At 66.8% G+C, this 15,250-nt stretch carries 15 protein-coding genes, 1 tRNA gene and 1 other RNA gene; 5 read left to right on the top strand and 12 right to left on the bottom strand.

All coding sequences use genetic code 11. The features are described 5' to 3' along the window. Positions 1-69: 69 nt before the first annotated feature. The 7 genes from WFH44_RS16485 to mptB all read right to left on the bottom strand — a co-directional run bounded on the left by WFH44_RS16485 (position 70) and on the right by mptB (position 6,609). The gene (locus WFH44_RS16485) at positions 70-993 is read right to left on the bottom strand and encodes a glycosyltransferase family 2 protein (RefSeq protein ID WP_336715036.1); all 924 of its coding nucleotides are present in this window, start codon (positions 991-993) and stop codon (positions 70-72) included. 12 nt (positions 994-1,005) lie between these two features. After that, positions 1,006-1,830, bottom strand: coding sequence for a CDP-alcohol phosphatidyltransferase family protein (locus tag WFH44_RS16480; protein ID WP_336715034.1), 825 nt, complete (start codon positions 1,828-1,830; stop codon positions 1,006-1,008). After that, on the bottom strand, positions 1,827-2,900 hold the full coding sequence (locus tag WFH44_RS16475; RefSeq protein ID WP_336715032.1) for a glycosyltransferase family 2 protein: 1,074 nt from the start codon (positions 2,898-2,900) through the stop codon (positions 1,827-1,829). The genes WFH44_RS16480 and WFH44_RS16475 overlap by 4 nt, the downstream gene beginning before the upstream one ends. Continuing rightward, complete coding sequence (locus WFH44_RS16470; RefSeq protein WP_336715030.1) at positions 2,900-3,688, bottom strand: ABC transporter ATP-binding protein; 789 nt, start codon at positions 3,686-3,688, stop codon at positions 2,900-2,902. Before WFH44_RS16470 ends, WFH44_RS16475 begins: the two co-directional genes overlap by 1 nt. Beyond that, the gene (locus WFH44_RS16465; protein ID WP_336715028.1) at positions 3,672-4,520 is read right to left on the bottom strand and encodes an ABC transporter permease; all 849 of its coding nucleotides are present in this window, start codon (positions 4,518-4,520) and stop codon (positions 3,672-3,674) included. Before WFH44_RS16465 ends, WFH44_RS16470 begins: the two co-directional genes overlap by 17 nt. 53 nt (positions 4,521-4,573) lie before the next feature. After that, complete coding sequence (locus tag WFH44_RS16460) at positions 4,574-5,008, bottom strand: DUF3224 domain-containing protein (RefSeq protein WP_336715026.1); 435 nt, start codon at positions 5,006-5,008, stop codon at positions 4,574-4,576. A 71-nt stretch (positions 5,009-5,079) separates the two neighbouring features. Then, on the bottom strand, positions 5,080-6,609 hold the full coding sequence (gene mptB, locus WFH44_RS16455; protein ID WP_336715025.1) for a polyprenol phosphomannose-dependent alpha 1,6 mannosyltransferase MptB: 1,530 nt from the start codon (positions 6,607-6,609) through the stop codon (positions 5,080-5,082). A gap of 241 nt (positions 6,610-6,850) precedes the next feature. Between mptB and orn the strand changes: the two genes are divergently transcribed. The 3 genes from orn to def all read left to right on the top strand — a co-directional run bounded on the left by orn (position 6,851) and on the right by def (position 8,375). Then, positions 6,851-7,465: an oligoribonuclease gene (orn, locus tag WFH44_RS16450; RefSeq protein WP_336715023.1), complete on the top strand. Its 615-nt coding sequence runs from the start codon at positions 6,851-6,853 to the stop codon at positions 7,463-7,465. A 166-nt stretch (positions 7,466-7,631) separates the two neighbouring features. Then, positions 7,632-7,707, top strand: a tRNA-His gene (locus tag WFH44_RS16445). Positions 7,708-7,802: 95 nt separating this feature from the next. Then, positions 7,803-8,375 (top strand): peptide deformylase, encoded by a 573-nt coding sequence (def, locus tag WFH44_RS16440; protein WP_336715021.1) that lies wholly within the window; start codon positions 7,803-7,805, stop codon positions 8,373-8,375. Positions 8,376-8,403: 28 nt separating this feature from the next. On the opposite strand, the gene WFH44_RS16435 is transcribed toward def, so the two are convergent. The 3 genes from WFH44_RS16435 to rnpB all read right to left on the bottom strand — a co-directional run bounded on the left by WFH44_RS16435 (position 8,404) and on the right by rnpB (position 10,808). Then, positions 8,404-8,610 carry a hypothetical protein gene (locus WFH44_RS16435; protein ID WP_336715019.1) on the bottom strand — a complete coding sequence of 69 codons (207 nt, stop codon included), beginning with the start codon at positions 8,608-8,610 and terminating at the stop codon, positions 8,404-8,406. Between the two features lie 111 nt (positions 8,611-8,721). Next, positions 8,722-10,197 carry a glyceraldehyde-3-phosphate dehydrogenase gene (locus WFH44_RS16430; RefSeq protein ID WP_336715017.1) on the bottom strand — a complete coding sequence of 492 codons (1,476 nt, stop codon included), beginning with the start codon at positions 10,195-10,197 and terminating at the stop codon, positions 8,722-8,724. A 225-nt stretch (positions 10,198-10,422) separates the two neighbouring features. Further along, positions 10,423-10,808, bottom strand: an RNA gene (gene rnpB, locus WFH44_RS16425) — RNase P RNA component class A. Positions 10,809-10,900: 92 nt separating this feature from the next. Here rnpB and WFH44_RS16420 point away from each other — a divergent pair. Then, positions 10,901-11,665, top strand: coding sequence for a YaaA family protein (locus tag WFH44_RS16420; RefSeq protein ID WP_336715016.1), 765 nt, complete (start codon positions 10,901-10,903; stop codon positions 11,663-11,665). 4 nt (positions 11,666-11,669) lie between these two features. After that, on the top strand, positions 11,670-13,439 hold the full coding sequence (locus WFH44_RS16415) for an accessory Sec system protein Asp2 (RefSeq protein WP_336715013.1): 1,770 nt from the start codon (positions 11,670-11,672) through the stop codon (positions 13,437-13,439). Here WFH44_RS16415 and WFH44_RS16410 read toward each other — a convergent pair whose 3' ends face one another. Together WFH44_RS16410 and WFH44_RS16405 are read right to left on the bottom strand one after the other, a co-directional pair. Next, positions 13,440-14,177 carry a zinc ribbon domain-containing protein gene (locus WFH44_RS16410; RefSeq protein ID WP_336715011.1) on the bottom strand — a complete coding sequence of 246 codons (738 nt, stop codon included), beginning with the start codon at positions 14,175-14,177 and terminating at the stop codon, positions 13,440-13,442. Between the two features lie 72 nt (positions 14,178-14,249). Beyond that, entirely contained in the window at positions 14,250-15,155 is a 906-nt protein-coding gene (locus WFH44_RS16405) for a Nif3-like dinuclear metal center hexameric protein (RefSeq protein WP_336715010.1), read from the bottom strand. Positions 15,156-15,250 lie beyond the last annotated feature (95 nt).

Here is a 15,250-nt window from a genome sequence, read left to right as displayed (position 1 = left end):
CTGGAATTTACCTCTTGTTCAGTCTAGGGCAGTTCAGCCATAGGCCCGCGCAGGACAGGCGAGGCGCGCTTAGACCACGGGCCAGCGGCCGGCGGCGCCCATTCTGAAGATGGTCGACCACCTGAGTTTGCGCCTGGCTTCTCCTGGGGCCCAGGGGTCCTGGGTCCAGCCCGAGCGCCAGCCGGCGAACCAGGGCTTGAGCTGCTGCGGCTGCCGGCGCGAACGCGCGAGCTGGAGGAGCGTCCAGGAGCCGACGTAGGCCCAGCTGAACGGCCAGTGCAGGTTGCGGCGGGCCAGCCAGACGCGGTTGCGGGCGTTGAGGCGGAAGAATTCCTCGTGCCGCCGCGGGTCGATCACCGGGTGCCCGGCCCGCAGCCCGCCGGCATACCAGGTCCGGAAGCCCGTGTCCCAGACTCGCCACGCGAATTCGATGCCCTCGTGCGCGTACCAGAAGCTCGACGGCCAGCCGCCCGTCTTCTCGAAGACATCGCGGCGCATGGCGATGGCCATTTCGACCACCGAGAAGACGTTGCTCGAGTCGCGGTTGTCGCCCTTGCGCAGCCGGGGAATCCAGCGCTGCGGCGCGTTCGGGTCCGCCGGGTCCTCGATCCGGGGCTGGATCATGCCGATGTCGGGCTGCTCGCGGAACAGTCGTGCACACGAGGCAAGGAAGTCTTCCTCCGGCAGCCACGCGTCGTCGTCCAGGAAGAACAGGAACTCGCCGGAGACCACAGGCACACCGGCGTTGCGGCCGGCGGGGATGCCGAGGTTCTCCTCGAGATGCAGTGCCTTGAAGCCGTCCGGGAGGCCCTCGGGCCGCCAGCCGTTGCCGACAACGACGACGTCGAGGTCGACGTCGCGCTGCGCCTGTAGCGACCGGAACCCCCGCTGCAGGTCCTCCGGGCGCGTTCCCTGCGTGAGGATAACGACGCCGAACGTCGCCTTCGTCCGCGAGGCGCCTTCCGCCGTCGTGCTTTCCGCTGTGTCAGCCATGATGCAGCCGCCTCACTTCCGCAGCCTGGGCGAGGCCATAATGGCCACGAAGTGGCCGAGGTTTACGAACAGGGCACCGGGCACGAGGACGTACAGGAGCCACTGCTCGCCGAGTTCGGCCTGGCCCGCCACGAGCGAAACGATCGAGGCGGCGAGGATCAGCAGGCTCATTTCGACGGAATGCAGGACGCGGTGGAACGGCAGGAACCGGGCCAGCCGGCGCAGCCTGCCCACGAACGAGTCGGACGGAACCGCCTTGGCCTCCGCCGTGTCCGGCAGCTTTTCCAGTCCCGCCAGGGCACGCGATGCGTGGACCATCTCGTTCTGCGCCTTATTGAGCACGATCAGCAGCGCCAGCACGGCGCCGAGGAACAGATGCAGGTATGCGGACGCCTGATCCGCGTCGAGCAGGCCGAGGTCGAGGACGATCCGCAGGGCCAGCGCCAGGGGAATCAGCCCCTCGGTGGTGTAGTGGCCGATCTTGTCGAGGAAGATCCCCTTCGGGCTCTGGGTCCCGCGCCACCGCGCCACCTCGCCGTCGCTGCAGTCGAAGTAGAGCTGCAGCTGGGAAAAGAAGACCGCCAGCAGCGGGCCCCAGATGCCGGGGATCAGCAGGGCGGCCGAGATCGCCCAGCCGGAGAGGATCATCAGGCCGGTGACACCGTTGGCGGAAATGCCCGTGCGGACGAGGACGCTGGTCAGGTAGATCGAGATGTGCCGCAGGTACAGCTCCGCGGTCCAGTGCTCGGCGTTCTTGCGGCTGCGCACCTCCGGAGGCTGCGCCACTTCGCGCAGCTGCTCCAGCGTGGGGCGGGCCGGACGGCTCGGGCCGGTCATGATTTCCTCCTGCTCGTGTCCACCGTGCCGTGCGCGCCGAAGACCCTGCCCCGCAGGTAGCCCAGACCCCAGCTGACGTGGATCCCGGGCAGGACGGCCAGCAACCGCAGCCGCTCGGACAGGGTGAGGTCCGCCTTGATGGTCACGGCGGCATAGACGATTCCAAGCGCGTACAGCACGGGAACCAGGCCCGCCAGCAGGAGCAGCACGGCCAGCCAGGCAGGCCAGGCCGCGGCGGCACCGGCGGCCAGCAGGACGTCCGCGGCCAGTCCTGCGGCCAGCGCGATGACGAGCAGCGGCGGCAGGAAGTGGCGGACGGACTTGCCTTCCTTGTGGCGCCGCGCCAGCTCGGCGCGCCAGATCCCGGCGGCATAGAACTGCCGGACCATCTTGGTCCAGGTGGAGCGCGGCCAGTACGTGACCTTCAGCTCCGGGTCGAACCACACGGCGTAGCCCGCCTGCCGGAGCCTGAGGCACATGTCCCAGTCCTGGCCGCGCCAGAGGGTCTCCTCGAAATGGCCGACCGCGTCGAGGGCCTCGCGCCGGAAAATGCCCAGGTAGGCGGATTCCGCCGGGCCCTCCGGCGCGCCGCTGTGGTAGGCCGCGCCGCCAAGGCCCAGCGGCGAGACGTACGCCGTGGCGACGGCCCGCTGGAAGGGCGTCCTGCCCTGGGCGTCCATCAGACCGCCCACGTCCGCCGCCCCGGTGCGCAGCAGGGTGGCCACCCCCCGCTCGGTGTAGCCGGGCTCCAGTTCGGTGTGCGCGTCGACGCGGACCACCACGGGATACTGCGAGGCTCGGATGGCCAGGTTCAGCCCGGCCGGCGTGCGTCCAGTGGGGTTGTCGACCGTGTGCAGCCGAGGCTCCTCCGCCGCCATCCGCGCGACCACGTCGTTGGTGGCATCGGTGGACGGCCCGAGGGCGAGCACGATCTCCTTCTCGCCGGCGTAGTCCTGGTCGAGGATGCTGCGCACGGCGGCTTCAATGTGCTCGGCCTCATTGAGGATCGGCATGACGTAGGAGACGCCGGGGTGCTGGATGATGCGCGACAGGGTGGGTGAGTCGGGCACTACTTCTTGGTTTCCTTGTACGCGTCGACGACTTCCTTCGGATCGCCGTCCATCATGAGTTCGCCCTTGTTGATCCAGATCACCCGGCTGCAGGTGTCGAGGACGGACTTCATGGAGTGCGAGACGAGGAAGACGGTGCCCGCGTTCTCGCGGATCTCCCGGATCCTGGCTTCGCTGCGCTGGCGGAACCGCTGGTCACCTACGGCCAGGGCTTCGTCCACGATGAGGATCTCGTGCTGCTTGGAGGCGGCGATGGCGAACTTCAGCCGCGCCTGCATCCCTGACGAGTAGGTGCGCATCGGAAGGTCGATGAAGTCCTCGAGCTCGGCGAACTCGACGATGTCGTCCCGCAGCTGGCCGATCTCCTGCTTGGAGAACCCGAGGGCAAGCCCGCCCAGCTGGATGTTCTTCTCCCCCGACAGCTCGGGGATCAGGGCCGCGCCCACGCCGAGCAGGTTGGGCCGGGACGAGGCGTAGACGGCGCCGTCGCTCGGCGGCGTCAGCCCTACCAGCGCACGCATCAGCGTGGACTTGCCGGAGCCGTTGGAGCCGATGACGCCGATCGATTCGTTTTCGTAGGCCGTGAAGGAGACGCCCTTCAGCGCGTGCACCGTCCTGATGCCGCGGCCCGCACGCTTGAGCAGCGCGCGGCCTGTGCCCTTGACCGGGCGTCCGCCCGCGTGCACCTGGTATTTCACGTGCAGGCTGTCGACGACGACGACCGGCTTCCGCCCGTCCGCTGCGGTTTCCTTGAGCACTTCTTCTCCGGTTTTAGTCGACTCGGCCATAGCGCTCCTCGGCTGCCCAGAAGAACAGGACCCCGGCGACGAAGACCCCGAGGGCCCACACCGAGAAATACAGCCAGTAGATCGGATTAAACTCGCCACCCGGCATCAGCAGCCCGCGGGCGATCGACAGCACTTCGTGCAGCGGGTGGAAATCGAAGAGGGCCACCGCCCAAGGGTAGGGCGCCAGGATGCGGTCAATGGCGAAGAGCACGCCCGAGGTGTAGAAGAGGATCCTCGTGACGAGCGGCAGCAGCTGCGTCAGGTCGCGGATATGCACGGTCAGCCGCGCACCGATGAGGGCCACGCCAAGGTTGAACACCGTGAAGATCGCCACCAGCGGGATCATCAGCAGCCATTCCGCCCGGATCGGTGCGCCGAGGATGAGAATGTAGACCACCATGACGCCGAGCATCGGTACCAGGGTCATCAGCTGCTGGATGACGGTGGACAGCGGCAGGGTGATCCTTGGGAAGGCCAGGGACTGCACCAGCGCCCCGTTGCCGGTGATCGACTTGGCGCCGTTGTTCATCGAGGTCGAAAAGTACTCGAACAGGAACACCCCGATCACCACGTACATCGGGAAGTTCTCCGGACGGCTCGCTCCCTGCAGGACGCCGAAGATCAGGCCGTACATCAGGGCATTGAGCGTGGGCTTGATGAAGATCCACAGCATGCCCAGCCGGTTGCGCTGGTTCGCTGCTTCGATCTTGTACCTGGCCATGGCGATGGCGAAGTCGCGGCGGCTCCAGGCATCGGCTAGATAGCGGTGCAGCGACGGCCGGGCACCGACTCGGTGGAGTCGATTCCGTTTCGCATAGTCGACAAGGCTCATGCCAGGTGTGTTTCCTTACAGCAATCGGTTTGTAACGTACTGAGTTTAGAGGATCAGCCGGGCAGCTCGGTCGGCGTCTCAGTCCGGAAGTAGATGCGCAGCTGGAGGCTGTGCTGCCCGGCCGCGTCCTGCGAGTAGGTCGCCTTACCCACAATTCCCTTGAGCTCCCCGGTGCCGGACCCGGGGATGATGTGGCCGTCGCTGACTGCCACTTCCCCCTCCGCGAGGCCCCAGTGCTGGATGATCATGGAGCCGGACCTGCCGTCGACGGTACCCGTGAACACCTCCGAGCCCACGTAGCCGGCCCCCCGGCCATTGCCTGCCATCAGCAGTTCCGCGCGGCTGGTTCCTGTGATCAAACCGTCAAAAAGCTTGGTCACCCGGACCCTGCTCAGTTCCGAATTCGAGCCCTCCACCTCGTAGGGCTCGGGGTCCCACTCGGTGACGTCGAAATCGGCGGCGATTACTTCTTCGGGTTCGGTCGTCATTGCTTCAGTATCTCCACTCTCTGCTGCCGTTGCCGGCGGGGCGGCCGCCTGGCGGCCAGCCCTATCGCGGCTCAGAACAGCCTGTCGTCGGCCGCGTCCCTGTATTCCTTCCGGAACAGCTTGCGCGTCCTGGGGTCGAAAAAGATCAGGTAGACCGCGAAAGCAACGGCCACGAACGCAGCCAGCAGCCGCGCCGCGTTCAGGTCGATCGCGATGTACGGGAAGATGTCCAGCTGGTCCGCTATGGCATAGACCATCAGGAAAGATGTGACGGAGTACACGGTCCGCACCTGCCAGTCATTGCGGATGCCTGTCGCCGCGAACAGCGGAAGCAGCCAAACCACGTACCAGGCCTGGATGATGGGCGCCAGCAACACCACCGCCGCCATGGCCACCGCCAGGCGGCGCACAATCAGTTCGTGCCGGCCGCGGAACATCATCCACAGTACGACGGCGATGGACAGTGCCGTGCCCATCTTGTGTACCAGCCAGGTCACCGTCTCCCCGTCCAGGGAGAAGGCATCGAACATGCCGCCCAGGGCCGCGCCGAGGAGGCCGATCGGGGCGTACCAGATCCAGATGCTTCCGGGGGTGCTCAAGGCGGAGACCCAGCCGAACCCGAACCCGTTGATGACGCCGAGGACGCCAAGGAGTCCCAGCGACAGGGCCGCGGTCACGGCCCAGTAGAAGAACTTGCGCGGCCAGCTGGCGCCCTTGCCGGCCCAGAGGAGCCCGAGGAACGGCAGGAAGATCAGCGTGATCGGCTTGATGCCGACGGACAGCGTGACGAGCAGGATGCCCCGCAGCGGCTTCCCCACCGCGGCCAGGTACAGGCCGCCGAGGGCCAGCCCCAGCATCAGGGCGTCATTGTGCACGCTGGCAATGAAGGTGGTCAGGAAGAGCGGATTGGCACAGGCCAGCCAGAGCGCGCGGTTCGGGTTGATGCCATGCAGTTCCGCCAGCTTCGGCCCGTAGTAGACGCACATGGCGGCCCCGGCCAGGGCAATGATGCGGAACAGGATGATGGAGAACTCGGGATGGCCGCCGGTCAGCCAGACAACGAACTCCTCCATCCACAGGAAGACCGGCCCGTAGGGCGTGGGGCTCTGCGCCCAAAGGTCGTCGGCCCCGGTCTGCAGGTAATTGGAGAGCTGGTCGTACCCGTCCACGTAAGGGTTCAGGTTGTTGACCATCACCTTGCCCTGGGCGATGTAGGCATACACGTCCCGGCTGAACAGCGGGATGCTGAACGCCAGCGGGATCCCCCAGGCGATGATCGCGGTGTAGGTCGCCCTGCGGGACTCCTTGCCCCACACCGTGAAGCGCTGGCCGAGGCGCAGCCAGGAACGGACCAGAAGCATGCCGCCGAGTGCCAGCAGGACCACGGAGAGGACGACGCCGGCCGGCTCCACGCGTAGCCAGATCAGCAGCGGCCAGCGGCGCAGTTCCGAAATCGAGGCCAGCCAGCCGACCCCGAGGGAGCCGAAGAACATCAGGAAGGAGCCTATGGTGCCTTCGATGATGCTTCGCGCCGACTGCCCGCCCCCTTCGCGCTCCTTGGCGGAGCCGGTCGCTTCAGCAGCGGGCATCCTCGCTGTCATGGTCTCGCCATATCCAATCCATCCGGGCGGTCAGGTCAGTCGCGGCACACTGCTGGGCCGGTTGCCACGCCGCGCGGCGGCATTCCCCGGGAACGGCGGGCAAGGAGGCGGCCGCGGGCTGGTGCCGCGGGGGTGCCTAACAGCGAATTCTAGCATTCGGACCCGTCACCACACCGGCAAGGCCCGCCGCGAGGGCCGCCCGAACCGTCTGGCCAGGGGGCCGACGCGGTACATTGGAGCGGTGCCTATCTCTAATGAACATATTGTCTGGATAGATTGCGAAATGACCGGGCTCGACCTCGACAAGGACGCCCTGATCGAAGTAGCCGTCCTCGTCACCGACTCGGAACTCAACGTCCTCGGCGAAGGCGTCGACGTCATCGTCAAGCCGACCGAGGAGGCGTTGGCGCAGATGGGCGATTTCGTCCGCCAGATGCACACCACGTCGAAACTGCTGGACGAGCTCCCGTCGGGCGTTTCAATGAGCGAGGCGGAAGACCGCGTGATGGAGTACATCACCAAATGGGTCCCCGAACCGCGCAAGGCCCAGCTCGCCGGCAACTCCGTAGGCACCGACCGCAACTTCCTCGCCCGTGACATGCCGCGCGTCATCGAGCACCTGCACTACCGCATCATCGATGTCTCCACGATCAAGGAGCTCTCCCGCCGCTGGTTCACGCGGGCCTACTTCCAGGCTCCTGCCAAGAGCGGCGGACACCGGGCGTTGGGCGACATCAAGGATTCGATCAACGAACTGCGCTACTACCGGCAGGCCGTCTTCGTCCCCTCCCCCGGCCCCGACTCGGCGGCAGCCAAGCAGATCGCCTCGTCCGTCTCCGCCTCCGCCGTGGAATAGCGCCGATGTTAGGTGGGACACATTTAGCCGGATTCGGGCCGAAACCGCCCGAATTGGCCGAAACCACCCCGCCGGGCATGTAGACTAATCTGCGTTGCCTTTTGTGGTTGAAGACCGGCAGGAACCGCTAGAGTGGAGTCTGCCGGGAGGAACAAAGAGGCATATGGTGGGTATAGCTCAGCTGGCAGAGCGCCTGGTTGTGGTCCAGGAGGTCGCGGGTTCAATCCCCGTTACTCACCCCATTTAGGGTTGGCGTCCACGCCGACTCAGCAAGAGCCGCATGGAACATCTCCAGGCGGCTCTTCGCTTTTTCCGGCCGTGCCACATGAGGAGAAGCATGACGATCCGTCCCGTCACCATCACCGGGGAGCCGGTCCTGCACCGCCGCGCAGCCCTCGTGGAGGACTTCAACGACGAACTGCGCGAACTCGTCCGGGACATGTACGAGACGATGGACGAGGCCCACGGTGTTGGGCTCGCCGCACCGCAGATCGGCGTCGGCCTCCGCCTCTACACCTACCAGTACGCGAACGACGACGGCGTTCCGGAACGCGGCGTCGTCGTCAACCCTTCGGTCACGCTCGGCAAGGTGTCCGGCGCCGAGCCGGATCCGGACGACGAAGTCGAAGGCTGCCTGTCGGTGCCCGGGCTGTCCTATCCGCTCAAGCGTGCGGAGTGGGTACGCGTCCGCGGCTTCGACGAGCACGGGAACCCGCTGGACTTCGAGGCCACCGGATGGTTCGCACGGGTCATGCAGCACGAATACGACCATCTGGACGGCAAGCTCTATATCGACCGCCTCGACGGCCGCTGGGGCAAACGGGCACGCAAACACATCAAGAATGCCGGCTGGGGCATCCCCGGGCAGACGTGGATGCCCGGCGTGGATCCGGATCCGTTCGGCCACTGAGATTCGTGCCGGCCGGGTCCGGCCGCCGTCAGTAGTCCGTGAAGCCGGAGCGGTGCTCCTTCTCGCACCGCAGGTAATCCTCGGTGGCGATGTCCTTGAGCCTGGTGAGCTCGTCCACGCGCTTCTGCTGGACTTCGCCCCGGGCAAACGCAGCCTTGGCGTCCTCCAGCAGGCGGACGGCTTCCTTGTGGTTGGCCTGGGCCTTTTCCCAACGCGTCAGCTCTGTCTCACTCATGGGGACATTCTAGGAACACGTCTGCGGCAAAAGCCATAGCCGCAGACGAAAGTGCCGGCCGCGCCGCAGTGGGCGCGGCCGGCACTGTCAGCCGGACCAGTTGCGGTCAGGTCAGCCGATCGCCTCGGCGAGCGGCTCGTTGGCGACGACGGGGAACTGCTGCGGGTGGACGCCCGCAATTTCCTCGAGGACGCGGATGACCTGGCAGCTGTAGCCGAACTCGTTGTCGTACCAGACGTAGAGCACGGCGTTCTTGCCGTTGGCGATGGTCGCCAGCCCGTCCACAATGCCGGCGCGGCGCGACCCGACGAAGTCCGTGGAGACGACCTCCGGCGAAGCGATGTAGTCGATCTGCTTGTGCAGGTCGGAGTCCAGCGACACCGCGCGCAGGTAGCTGTTGAGCTCGTCCTTGGTTGCTTCCTGCTCCAGGTTGAGGTTCAGGATGGCCATGGACACGTCCGGGGTGGGAACGCGGATGGCGTTGCCGGTCAGCTTGCCCTCCAGCTCGGGCAGCGCCTTAGCCACGGCCTTGGCGGCACCGGTCTCGGTCAGCACCATGTTCAGCGCTGCCGAACGGCCGCGGCGGGAACCCTTGTGGAAGTTGTCGATCAGGTTCTGGTCATTGGTGTACGAGTGCACGGTCTCGACGTGGCCGTGGATGATGCCGTACTTGTCGTTGAGCGCCTTGAGCACCGGGGTGATCGCGTTGGTCGTGCAGGATGCGGCCGAGACGATCTTGTCCTCGGCGGTGATGTCCTTGTGGTTCACGCCGTGGACGATGTTCTTCAGGTTGCCCTTGCCCGGGGCCGTGAGCACAACGCGTGACACGCCGGGGCACTGCAGGTGCTGGGACAGCCCGGCCTCATCGCGCCACTTGCCCGTGTTGTCGACGACGATGGCGTCCTCGATGCCGTACTGGGTGTAGTCCACCGTCGACGGATCGTTGGAGTAGATGAACTGGATCAGGGTGCCGTTGGCGAGGATGGTGTTGGCTTCCTCGTCCACCGAGATGGTGCCCTCGAACGGTCCGTGGACCGAGTCGCGGCGCAGCAGGCTGGCGCGCTTGACCAGGTCGTTCTCGCTGCCCTTGCGGACCACCACGGCGCGCAGCCGCAGGCCGTGACCGCCGCCGGAGTGCCCGACCAGGATCCGGGCGAGCAGGCGGCCGATGCGGCCGAAGCCGTACAGCACGACGTCGGTGCTGGTGCGGGTGTCTTCGCCGCGCTTGCCCACGATCCCGGAGAGTTCCCCGCGCAGGAACTCCTTGAGGTCGCGGCCTGCGCCTTCGTCCTTGAACTTGCCCAGCAGGCGAGCCAGGTCAACCGAGCCTGCGCCAAGCTCGAGTTCGGTCAGAGCCTGCAGCACGGGGAAGGTTTCTTCCAGCGGCAGCTCCACCTCGTCGATCTGCCGGGCGAAGCGGTGGGCCTTCAGGATGCCCACGACGGACTGGTTGATCAGGCTGCGGCCATGGATCGACGTGACCACATTGTTTTCGCGGTACAAACGGCCAATCAGCGGAATCATCGTTTCAGCGAGCGCTTCGCGGTTGATCCACGTATCCAGGGCCGCTTCAGACTTCTGGTTCACAGAGTTACCTTCCTACATCAGCCGGGGTCTTCCTCGATCCCGGTTGTACCCGCCGCGAATTCCGCGGCGAAACCCCGCAGCGAAGTCGAATCCACTTCGCGCAGAACACACAGTCGCCTCGGCTGGCTCAGTGCTGTTTGGGTGTTGCCCAATTCCATTTTAGGGAATCCGGTCACACCCACGAATCGGTTACGTGTGAAGTCACTCACAGCGGCCGCACAAAGTGGGACAGGTTGGCCTGTGAGCCGGGTTCTGTCACCTGCACCGGTTCCCCCGTGCAGGGTAGCGATCATCCATCTAGGAGCACCGTTGCCGGTGCCCTCAAGCGGCCTACCCGGGCACTCGGGCGGGCGGCCCTCGAACGTGCCCTGTCTGGCCTTGCTCCGGGTGGGGTTTACCTAGCTGCCCCGGTCACCCGGGACACTGGTGGTCTCTTACACCGCCGTTTCACCCTTACCAGGCGCCGCGGAAGCGGCCCTGGCGGTCTGTTTTCTGTGGCACTTGCCTGCGGGTTTCCCCGAGTGGGCGTTACCCACCACCCTGCCCTGCGGAGCCCGGACTTTCCTCGGCAGCTGCCCGTGGGCAGCCAACGCGATCGCCCGGCCAACCTGTCCTTCTCCCACAATACAGCCGGCCGCGTCCCGGCCCGTCATCAGTGCAGGGCCGGACCCGTGGTCGCATTGCAGGTCTGTAAGCTCTTATGGTGCTGATTCTGCTCCCGCCCTCCGAAGGAAAGACGGCCGCTGCGACGGGCCATCCGTTCGAACTCGCCGAGTTGAGCTTTGCCGAACTGAACGGTCCGCGCCAGGAAGTGCTTGCCGCCCTGGCCAGCGCGAGTTCCCATCCGGAAGCCCTGGCGCTCCTGGGCGTGGGCGCCTCGCTGGCCGAAGAAGTGGAGCGCAACAGGCGCCTGGAGGCCGAACCGTCGGCGCCGGCGCACACGGTCTACTCGGGGGTCCTGTACGACGCCCTCGGCTACGCCAGCATGACCGCCGCGCAGAAACGCAAGGCGGACGCCGCCGTCGTCGTTATCTCCGCGCTCTGGGGTGCGATTGGCTTCGCCGACCGCATTCCGGCCTACCGGCTGTCGATGTCCGTGGGGCTCCCGGAGACCGGCAAGCTCGCCAGCTACTGGAAGAAGCACCTGCCTGCCGCCCTGGACGACCGCGCCGACGGGCAGCTGGTCGTCGACTGCCGCTCGAGCAGCTATGCCGCCGCGTGGGCGCCTCCGGCGGAGAGCACGGTGGCGGTCAACGTCTTCCAGGAGCGCGCCGGCAAGCGCACCGTCGTCTCCCACTTCGCCAAGCACACCCGCGGAGAACTCGCCCGGCACCTTTTGACCCGGCGCGGCAAGGCTCCGGCGACCCCCGCGGCGCTGCTCAAGGCCGCGACGGAGAAATGGAGGGCCGAGCTCACCCCCGGCACGGGACGGAAGCCGCACGCCCTGAGCATCATCTTGGAGGGCTGAACGGATGGCCAGGGAACAAACCGAGCACACGCTGGTCCACGAGGGCGTCACGGTCCACTGCAAGAGCCGCCCCGCCAAACTCGACCGGCGGCATCTGGTGGTCATGTTTGCCGGGATCCGGCCGATCGACAGCTACGAGTTCGATGGCCGCGGTTCGCGGGACAGCCAGGCGAACTGGCTGTGGCTGAAGGATGATTTCGGCGGCCAGTACTCCTACTACCTCTGCAACGGCCTGGACTTCTCCGTCGAGCGGGCGGTGATTGCCGCCATCGACCAGGAACTGGATCGGCTGGGGCTCGGCCACGAAGACTGCACGCTGGTGGGCTTTTCGAAGGGCGGGTTCGCCGCGCTCTACTACGGCATCAAATACGACTTCCCGAACATCGTGGCCAGCGCTCCCCAGATCTACATCGGCAGCCACACCGCCAAGCACCGGCCGGTCATCCACCGCCACCTGACCCGCACCGGCAGCGGTGAAGAGCTGCAACTGCTCGACAGCCTGCTGCCCGACGCGGTGGCCAAGGACGCCCGACGCGACCGGAATATCTATGTGTTCAGCTCGGTGCAGGACCAGTTCCACGCGGAGCAGGTGGAGCCGGCGCTGCCCTTGCTGCGGCGATACTCCAACTTCAATTACATCGAGACGGATTCCGACCTCGTCAACGAGCATTCGGACATCACCCGCTACAACATGCCGCTGCTGCTGTCCGTGCTGTACGCGCTGGGCGAGAATGTCGTTCCCCGGTACGGCGAAGTCAGCAACGGCTTCCGGCAGGATCCGGAGGCAGCAGCGGCCGGCCTGCGAAAGCAGCGGAGCTCCTCGGCGGCCGTCGTGGAACTCCGGGCCGGCAAGCTGGCCGGCCCGAAGTTCTTCCCGCAGGGAGTGGCATTCCTGCGCGGCCACGCCGCGGACCGGCCTGGAGCCCTCGGGACGTCCCTGGTCCTCGAAGGCGACGCGGGGCGGTACGAATTCCCGCTGGTCCAGGTCCAGGACCGCGGTATCTACCAGACGCACTACGAAGACTTTTTCTGCGACTACCGCTTCGGCAAGTTCCGGGCGCCCGACGACGGACTGGATCTCGCCGGCTTGCCCCGCGGTGATTACAAGGCCTCGCTGGCCCTCTCGGCGGAATCAGCCGAGCGGACCGCCGCCTGTGTCTCCACCGCACGGACGACCGCGGAAAGCAATGACGGCGGGGACCTCGTCACCTTCGCAGCCGACAGCAAAGGCAGCGTGCTCCGCAAGCGCCCGATCCTCGGGGATGCGCCGCACCAGGCCGTCTTCGAGATCAAGAGCCAATGGGCGCGCGGGGACCGGGTCCATTTCGACGGCACCTTCGCGGTCCGGGGCACGCCGATGGCCGGCTGGGAATCCGGCCGCTACTATCTCGTGCTGGCCTCAGATGCGCACGTCCGGTCCCTGCCGCTGGCCGGGGCCCGGGTCACCGATCCCGCCGACTATTTCGGCGACGGCGCGAAGAGCCACACGCATGCCCGTTTCGCCACGCAGCGGTTCGCCGGAGTGTCCCTGGCAGGCCTGGAGCCCGGCCTCTACGAGGCCCACGTCTCGCTCAGCGCCGGCGGGGCCATCCACACGGTCGCCACGGGCCGGCGGGTCAGGCTTCAGGAAGCACCGGACGGCAGCCTCGCGGCTTCCCTGCTCGGTCCCCGTCCGGCCGTTTCCAACCGTGTCCGCGCCCGGCGGCTCATCCGCGCGGTGAAGCGCAGGGCGGACCGGATGCGGGGAAAAGCGCCAAGCGGGCGTGACGCCTGACTAGCTCCAGTCGGCCGAACGGACGAGGATGCAGCCCGAATCCGGGCAGAACACGATCTCATCCGCCGCTGCGCCGCGGATCTCGTTCAGGTCGCCCGGGCTCAGCTGCATGCCGGAACCTTCGGACTTGCCGTGGAACAGCCGCGCGGCCCCGATCCCGCGATGGGCGCGGGTCTTGTCGTAGACGGCGAGCAGCGGCGCGTCGAAAGTAGCAGCCAGCTCCGCACGGGCGGCCTCGACATCCTTGCGTTCCGCGGCGATGCCGGCCAGCTCGTCATCGCGGGTCTTTTCCAGCGCCACGAGTTCCTGCGCGAGGGCATCGTTCTCCTGCTGGTGTTCGGCCTGGCGGACCCGTACCGCCTCCAGACGCTCCATGACCTCCAGCTCGACATCCTCGAGGTCCGAACGGCGCTTGTTCAGCGAGACCAGCTCGTTCTGCAGCGCGGACAGGTCCTTCGGCGACCCGGCTCCGCTGTCCAGACGCTGCTGGTCACGGTCGATTCGGGCCTGCACCACTTCGACGTCGGTCTCGGCCCGTTTGAGCTGCATGGCCGTGTCGCTGGCTTCGGTGTTGATGGCCACGAGCCCGGAGTCCGCGGCGGCGAGCTTTTCCTTCAGCGCCGCGATGTCCGCGTTGGCCGAAACCGCGGCGGCGCGCCGGTCCAGCTGGGTCAACTTGCTGTCCAGCGCCTGAAGGTCAAGCAGCCTCAGCTGCTCGGATGCTGGTGCCTTCGCCATGGATTTCCTTCCGAATGCGAACCGTGCCCTCTCGGCCGGCATTGTCCTAGCCTATCGCCTCGCCCCACCGGCTCAGCCGGGCGTGAGGATGAAGTCCCAAGGGTCGGTGTTGATTCCGCTGACGTTGACCTCGACGTCGTACCCCTGGTCGCGCAGCACGTTGTCCAGCGCCTCTGCCGCCGGCGTCAGCCACAGCCATTCGCTGCCGAAGTGCGAGACGTCGATCAGGTACGGCCGCCCCTCCACGGCTCCCTCGCGCGCCTCCGAGGCCGGGTGGTGGCGCAGGTCCGCCGTGACGTATACGTCCGCCTGCGCGGCGCGGACGGCGTCGAAGAGGGAATCCCCGGCGCCTCCGCAGACGGCGACCGTGCGGACCACCCCGTTGCGGTCCCCTGCTACCTTCACTCCCCCGGCAACCGCCGGGAGCATACCGAAAACGACGGCGGCGAAGTCGCCCAGCGTCGTCGCTTCCGACAGCTCCCCGACCCTGCCGATGCCTTCTTCCGGCAGCCCCTTCTCCGCCGGCACCAGCGGCTTGACGCCCTGGAGCCCCATTGCGTCCGCCAGCACGTCCGAAACGCCTCCGACGGCGCTGTCGCCGTTCGTGTGCACCGTCACCAGCGCGCAGCCACCTTCGATCAGCCGGTGCACCGCCTCCCCCTTGAAGTGCGAGGCCGCCACGGAATTCACCGGCTTGAGCAGCAGCGGATGGTGCGTGACCAGCAGGTCCGCCTGCCAGGCCAGCGCCTCATCGATGACTTCCGCCGTCGGATCGACGGCGAAGAGGACCCGCTTTACCTCGGCCGCAGTCCGGCCGACCACTGGCCCCACTGCATCCCACGGCTCGGAGAGCGACTGGGGCCACAGCTCTTCGATTGCGAGCAGCACGTCCCCCAGCACGGGCGTCCCGCCCGGCTGTTCTTCGGCGGCCGGCTGCCGGGCGTCCGCGTCGTTCTGCGCTTGATCGTCGTCGTTCATGATCCTTTTCTACCCCAAACGGCTGCGCCCCCGCGCTATCATTTCGGGCCGGATGCCGCTTCGGGAATCTTCGGCGACACCATGACATTGTTAAA

The organism is Arthrobacter sp. USHLN218, assembly GCF_037144715.1.
Classification (GTDB): Bacteria; Actinomycetota; Actinomycetes; order Actinomycetales; family Micrococcaceae; genus Crystallibacter.
Note: the sequence above shows the minus strand (reverse complement) of the source record. Positions and strands in the feature narration are given on the sequence as shown.

What these genes read in the sequence shown, in the direction of transcription:
- def (WP_336715021.1), top strand. Translation starts at nt 7,803, where the DNA reads ATGACGATCCGTCCCGTCACCATCACCGGGGAGCCGGTCCTGCACCGC.
- WFH44_RS16435 (WP_336715019.1), bottom strand. Translation starts at nt 8,610, where the DNA reads ATGAGTGAGACAGAGCTGACGCGTTGGGAAAAGGCCCAGGCCAACCAC.
- mptB (WP_336715025.1), bottom strand. Translation starts at nt 6,609, where the DNA reads ATGACAGCGAGGATGCCCGCTGCTGAAGCGACCGGCTCCGCCAAGGAG.
- WFH44_RS16415 (WP_336715013.1), top strand. Translation starts at nt 11,670, where the DNA reads ATGGCCAGGGAACAAACCGAGCACACGCTGGTCCACGAGGGCGTCACG.
- WFH44_RS16460 (WP_336715026.1), bottom strand. Translation starts at nt 5,008, where the DNA reads ATGACGACCGAACCCGAAGAAGTAATCGCCGCCGATTTCGACGTCACC.
- WFH44_RS16405 (WP_336715010.1), bottom strand. Translation starts at nt 15,155, where the DNA reads ATGAACGACGACGATCAAGCGCAGAACGACGCGGACGCCCGGCAGCCG.
- WFH44_RS16410 (WP_336715011.1), bottom strand. Translation starts at nt 14,177, where the DNA reads ATGGCGAAGGCACCAGCATCCGAGCAGCTGAGGCTGCTTGACCTTCAG.
- WFH44_RS16470 (WP_336715030.1), bottom strand. Translation starts at nt 3,688, where the DNA reads ATGGCCGAGTCGACTAAAACCGGAGAAGAAGTGCTCAAGGAAACCGCA.
- WFH44_RS16465 (WP_336715028.1), bottom strand. Translation starts at nt 4,520, where the DNA reads ATGAGCCTTGTCGACTATGCGAAACGGAATCGACTCCACCGAGTCGGT.
- WFH44_RS16485 (WP_336715036.1), bottom strand. Translation starts at nt 993, where the DNA reads ATGGCTGACACAGCGGAAAGCACGACGGCGGAAGGCGCCTCGCGGACG.
- WFH44_RS16480 (WP_336715034.1), bottom strand. Translation starts at nt 1,830, where the DNA reads ATGACCGGCCCGAGCCGTCCGGCCCGCCCCACGCTGGAGCAGCTGCGC.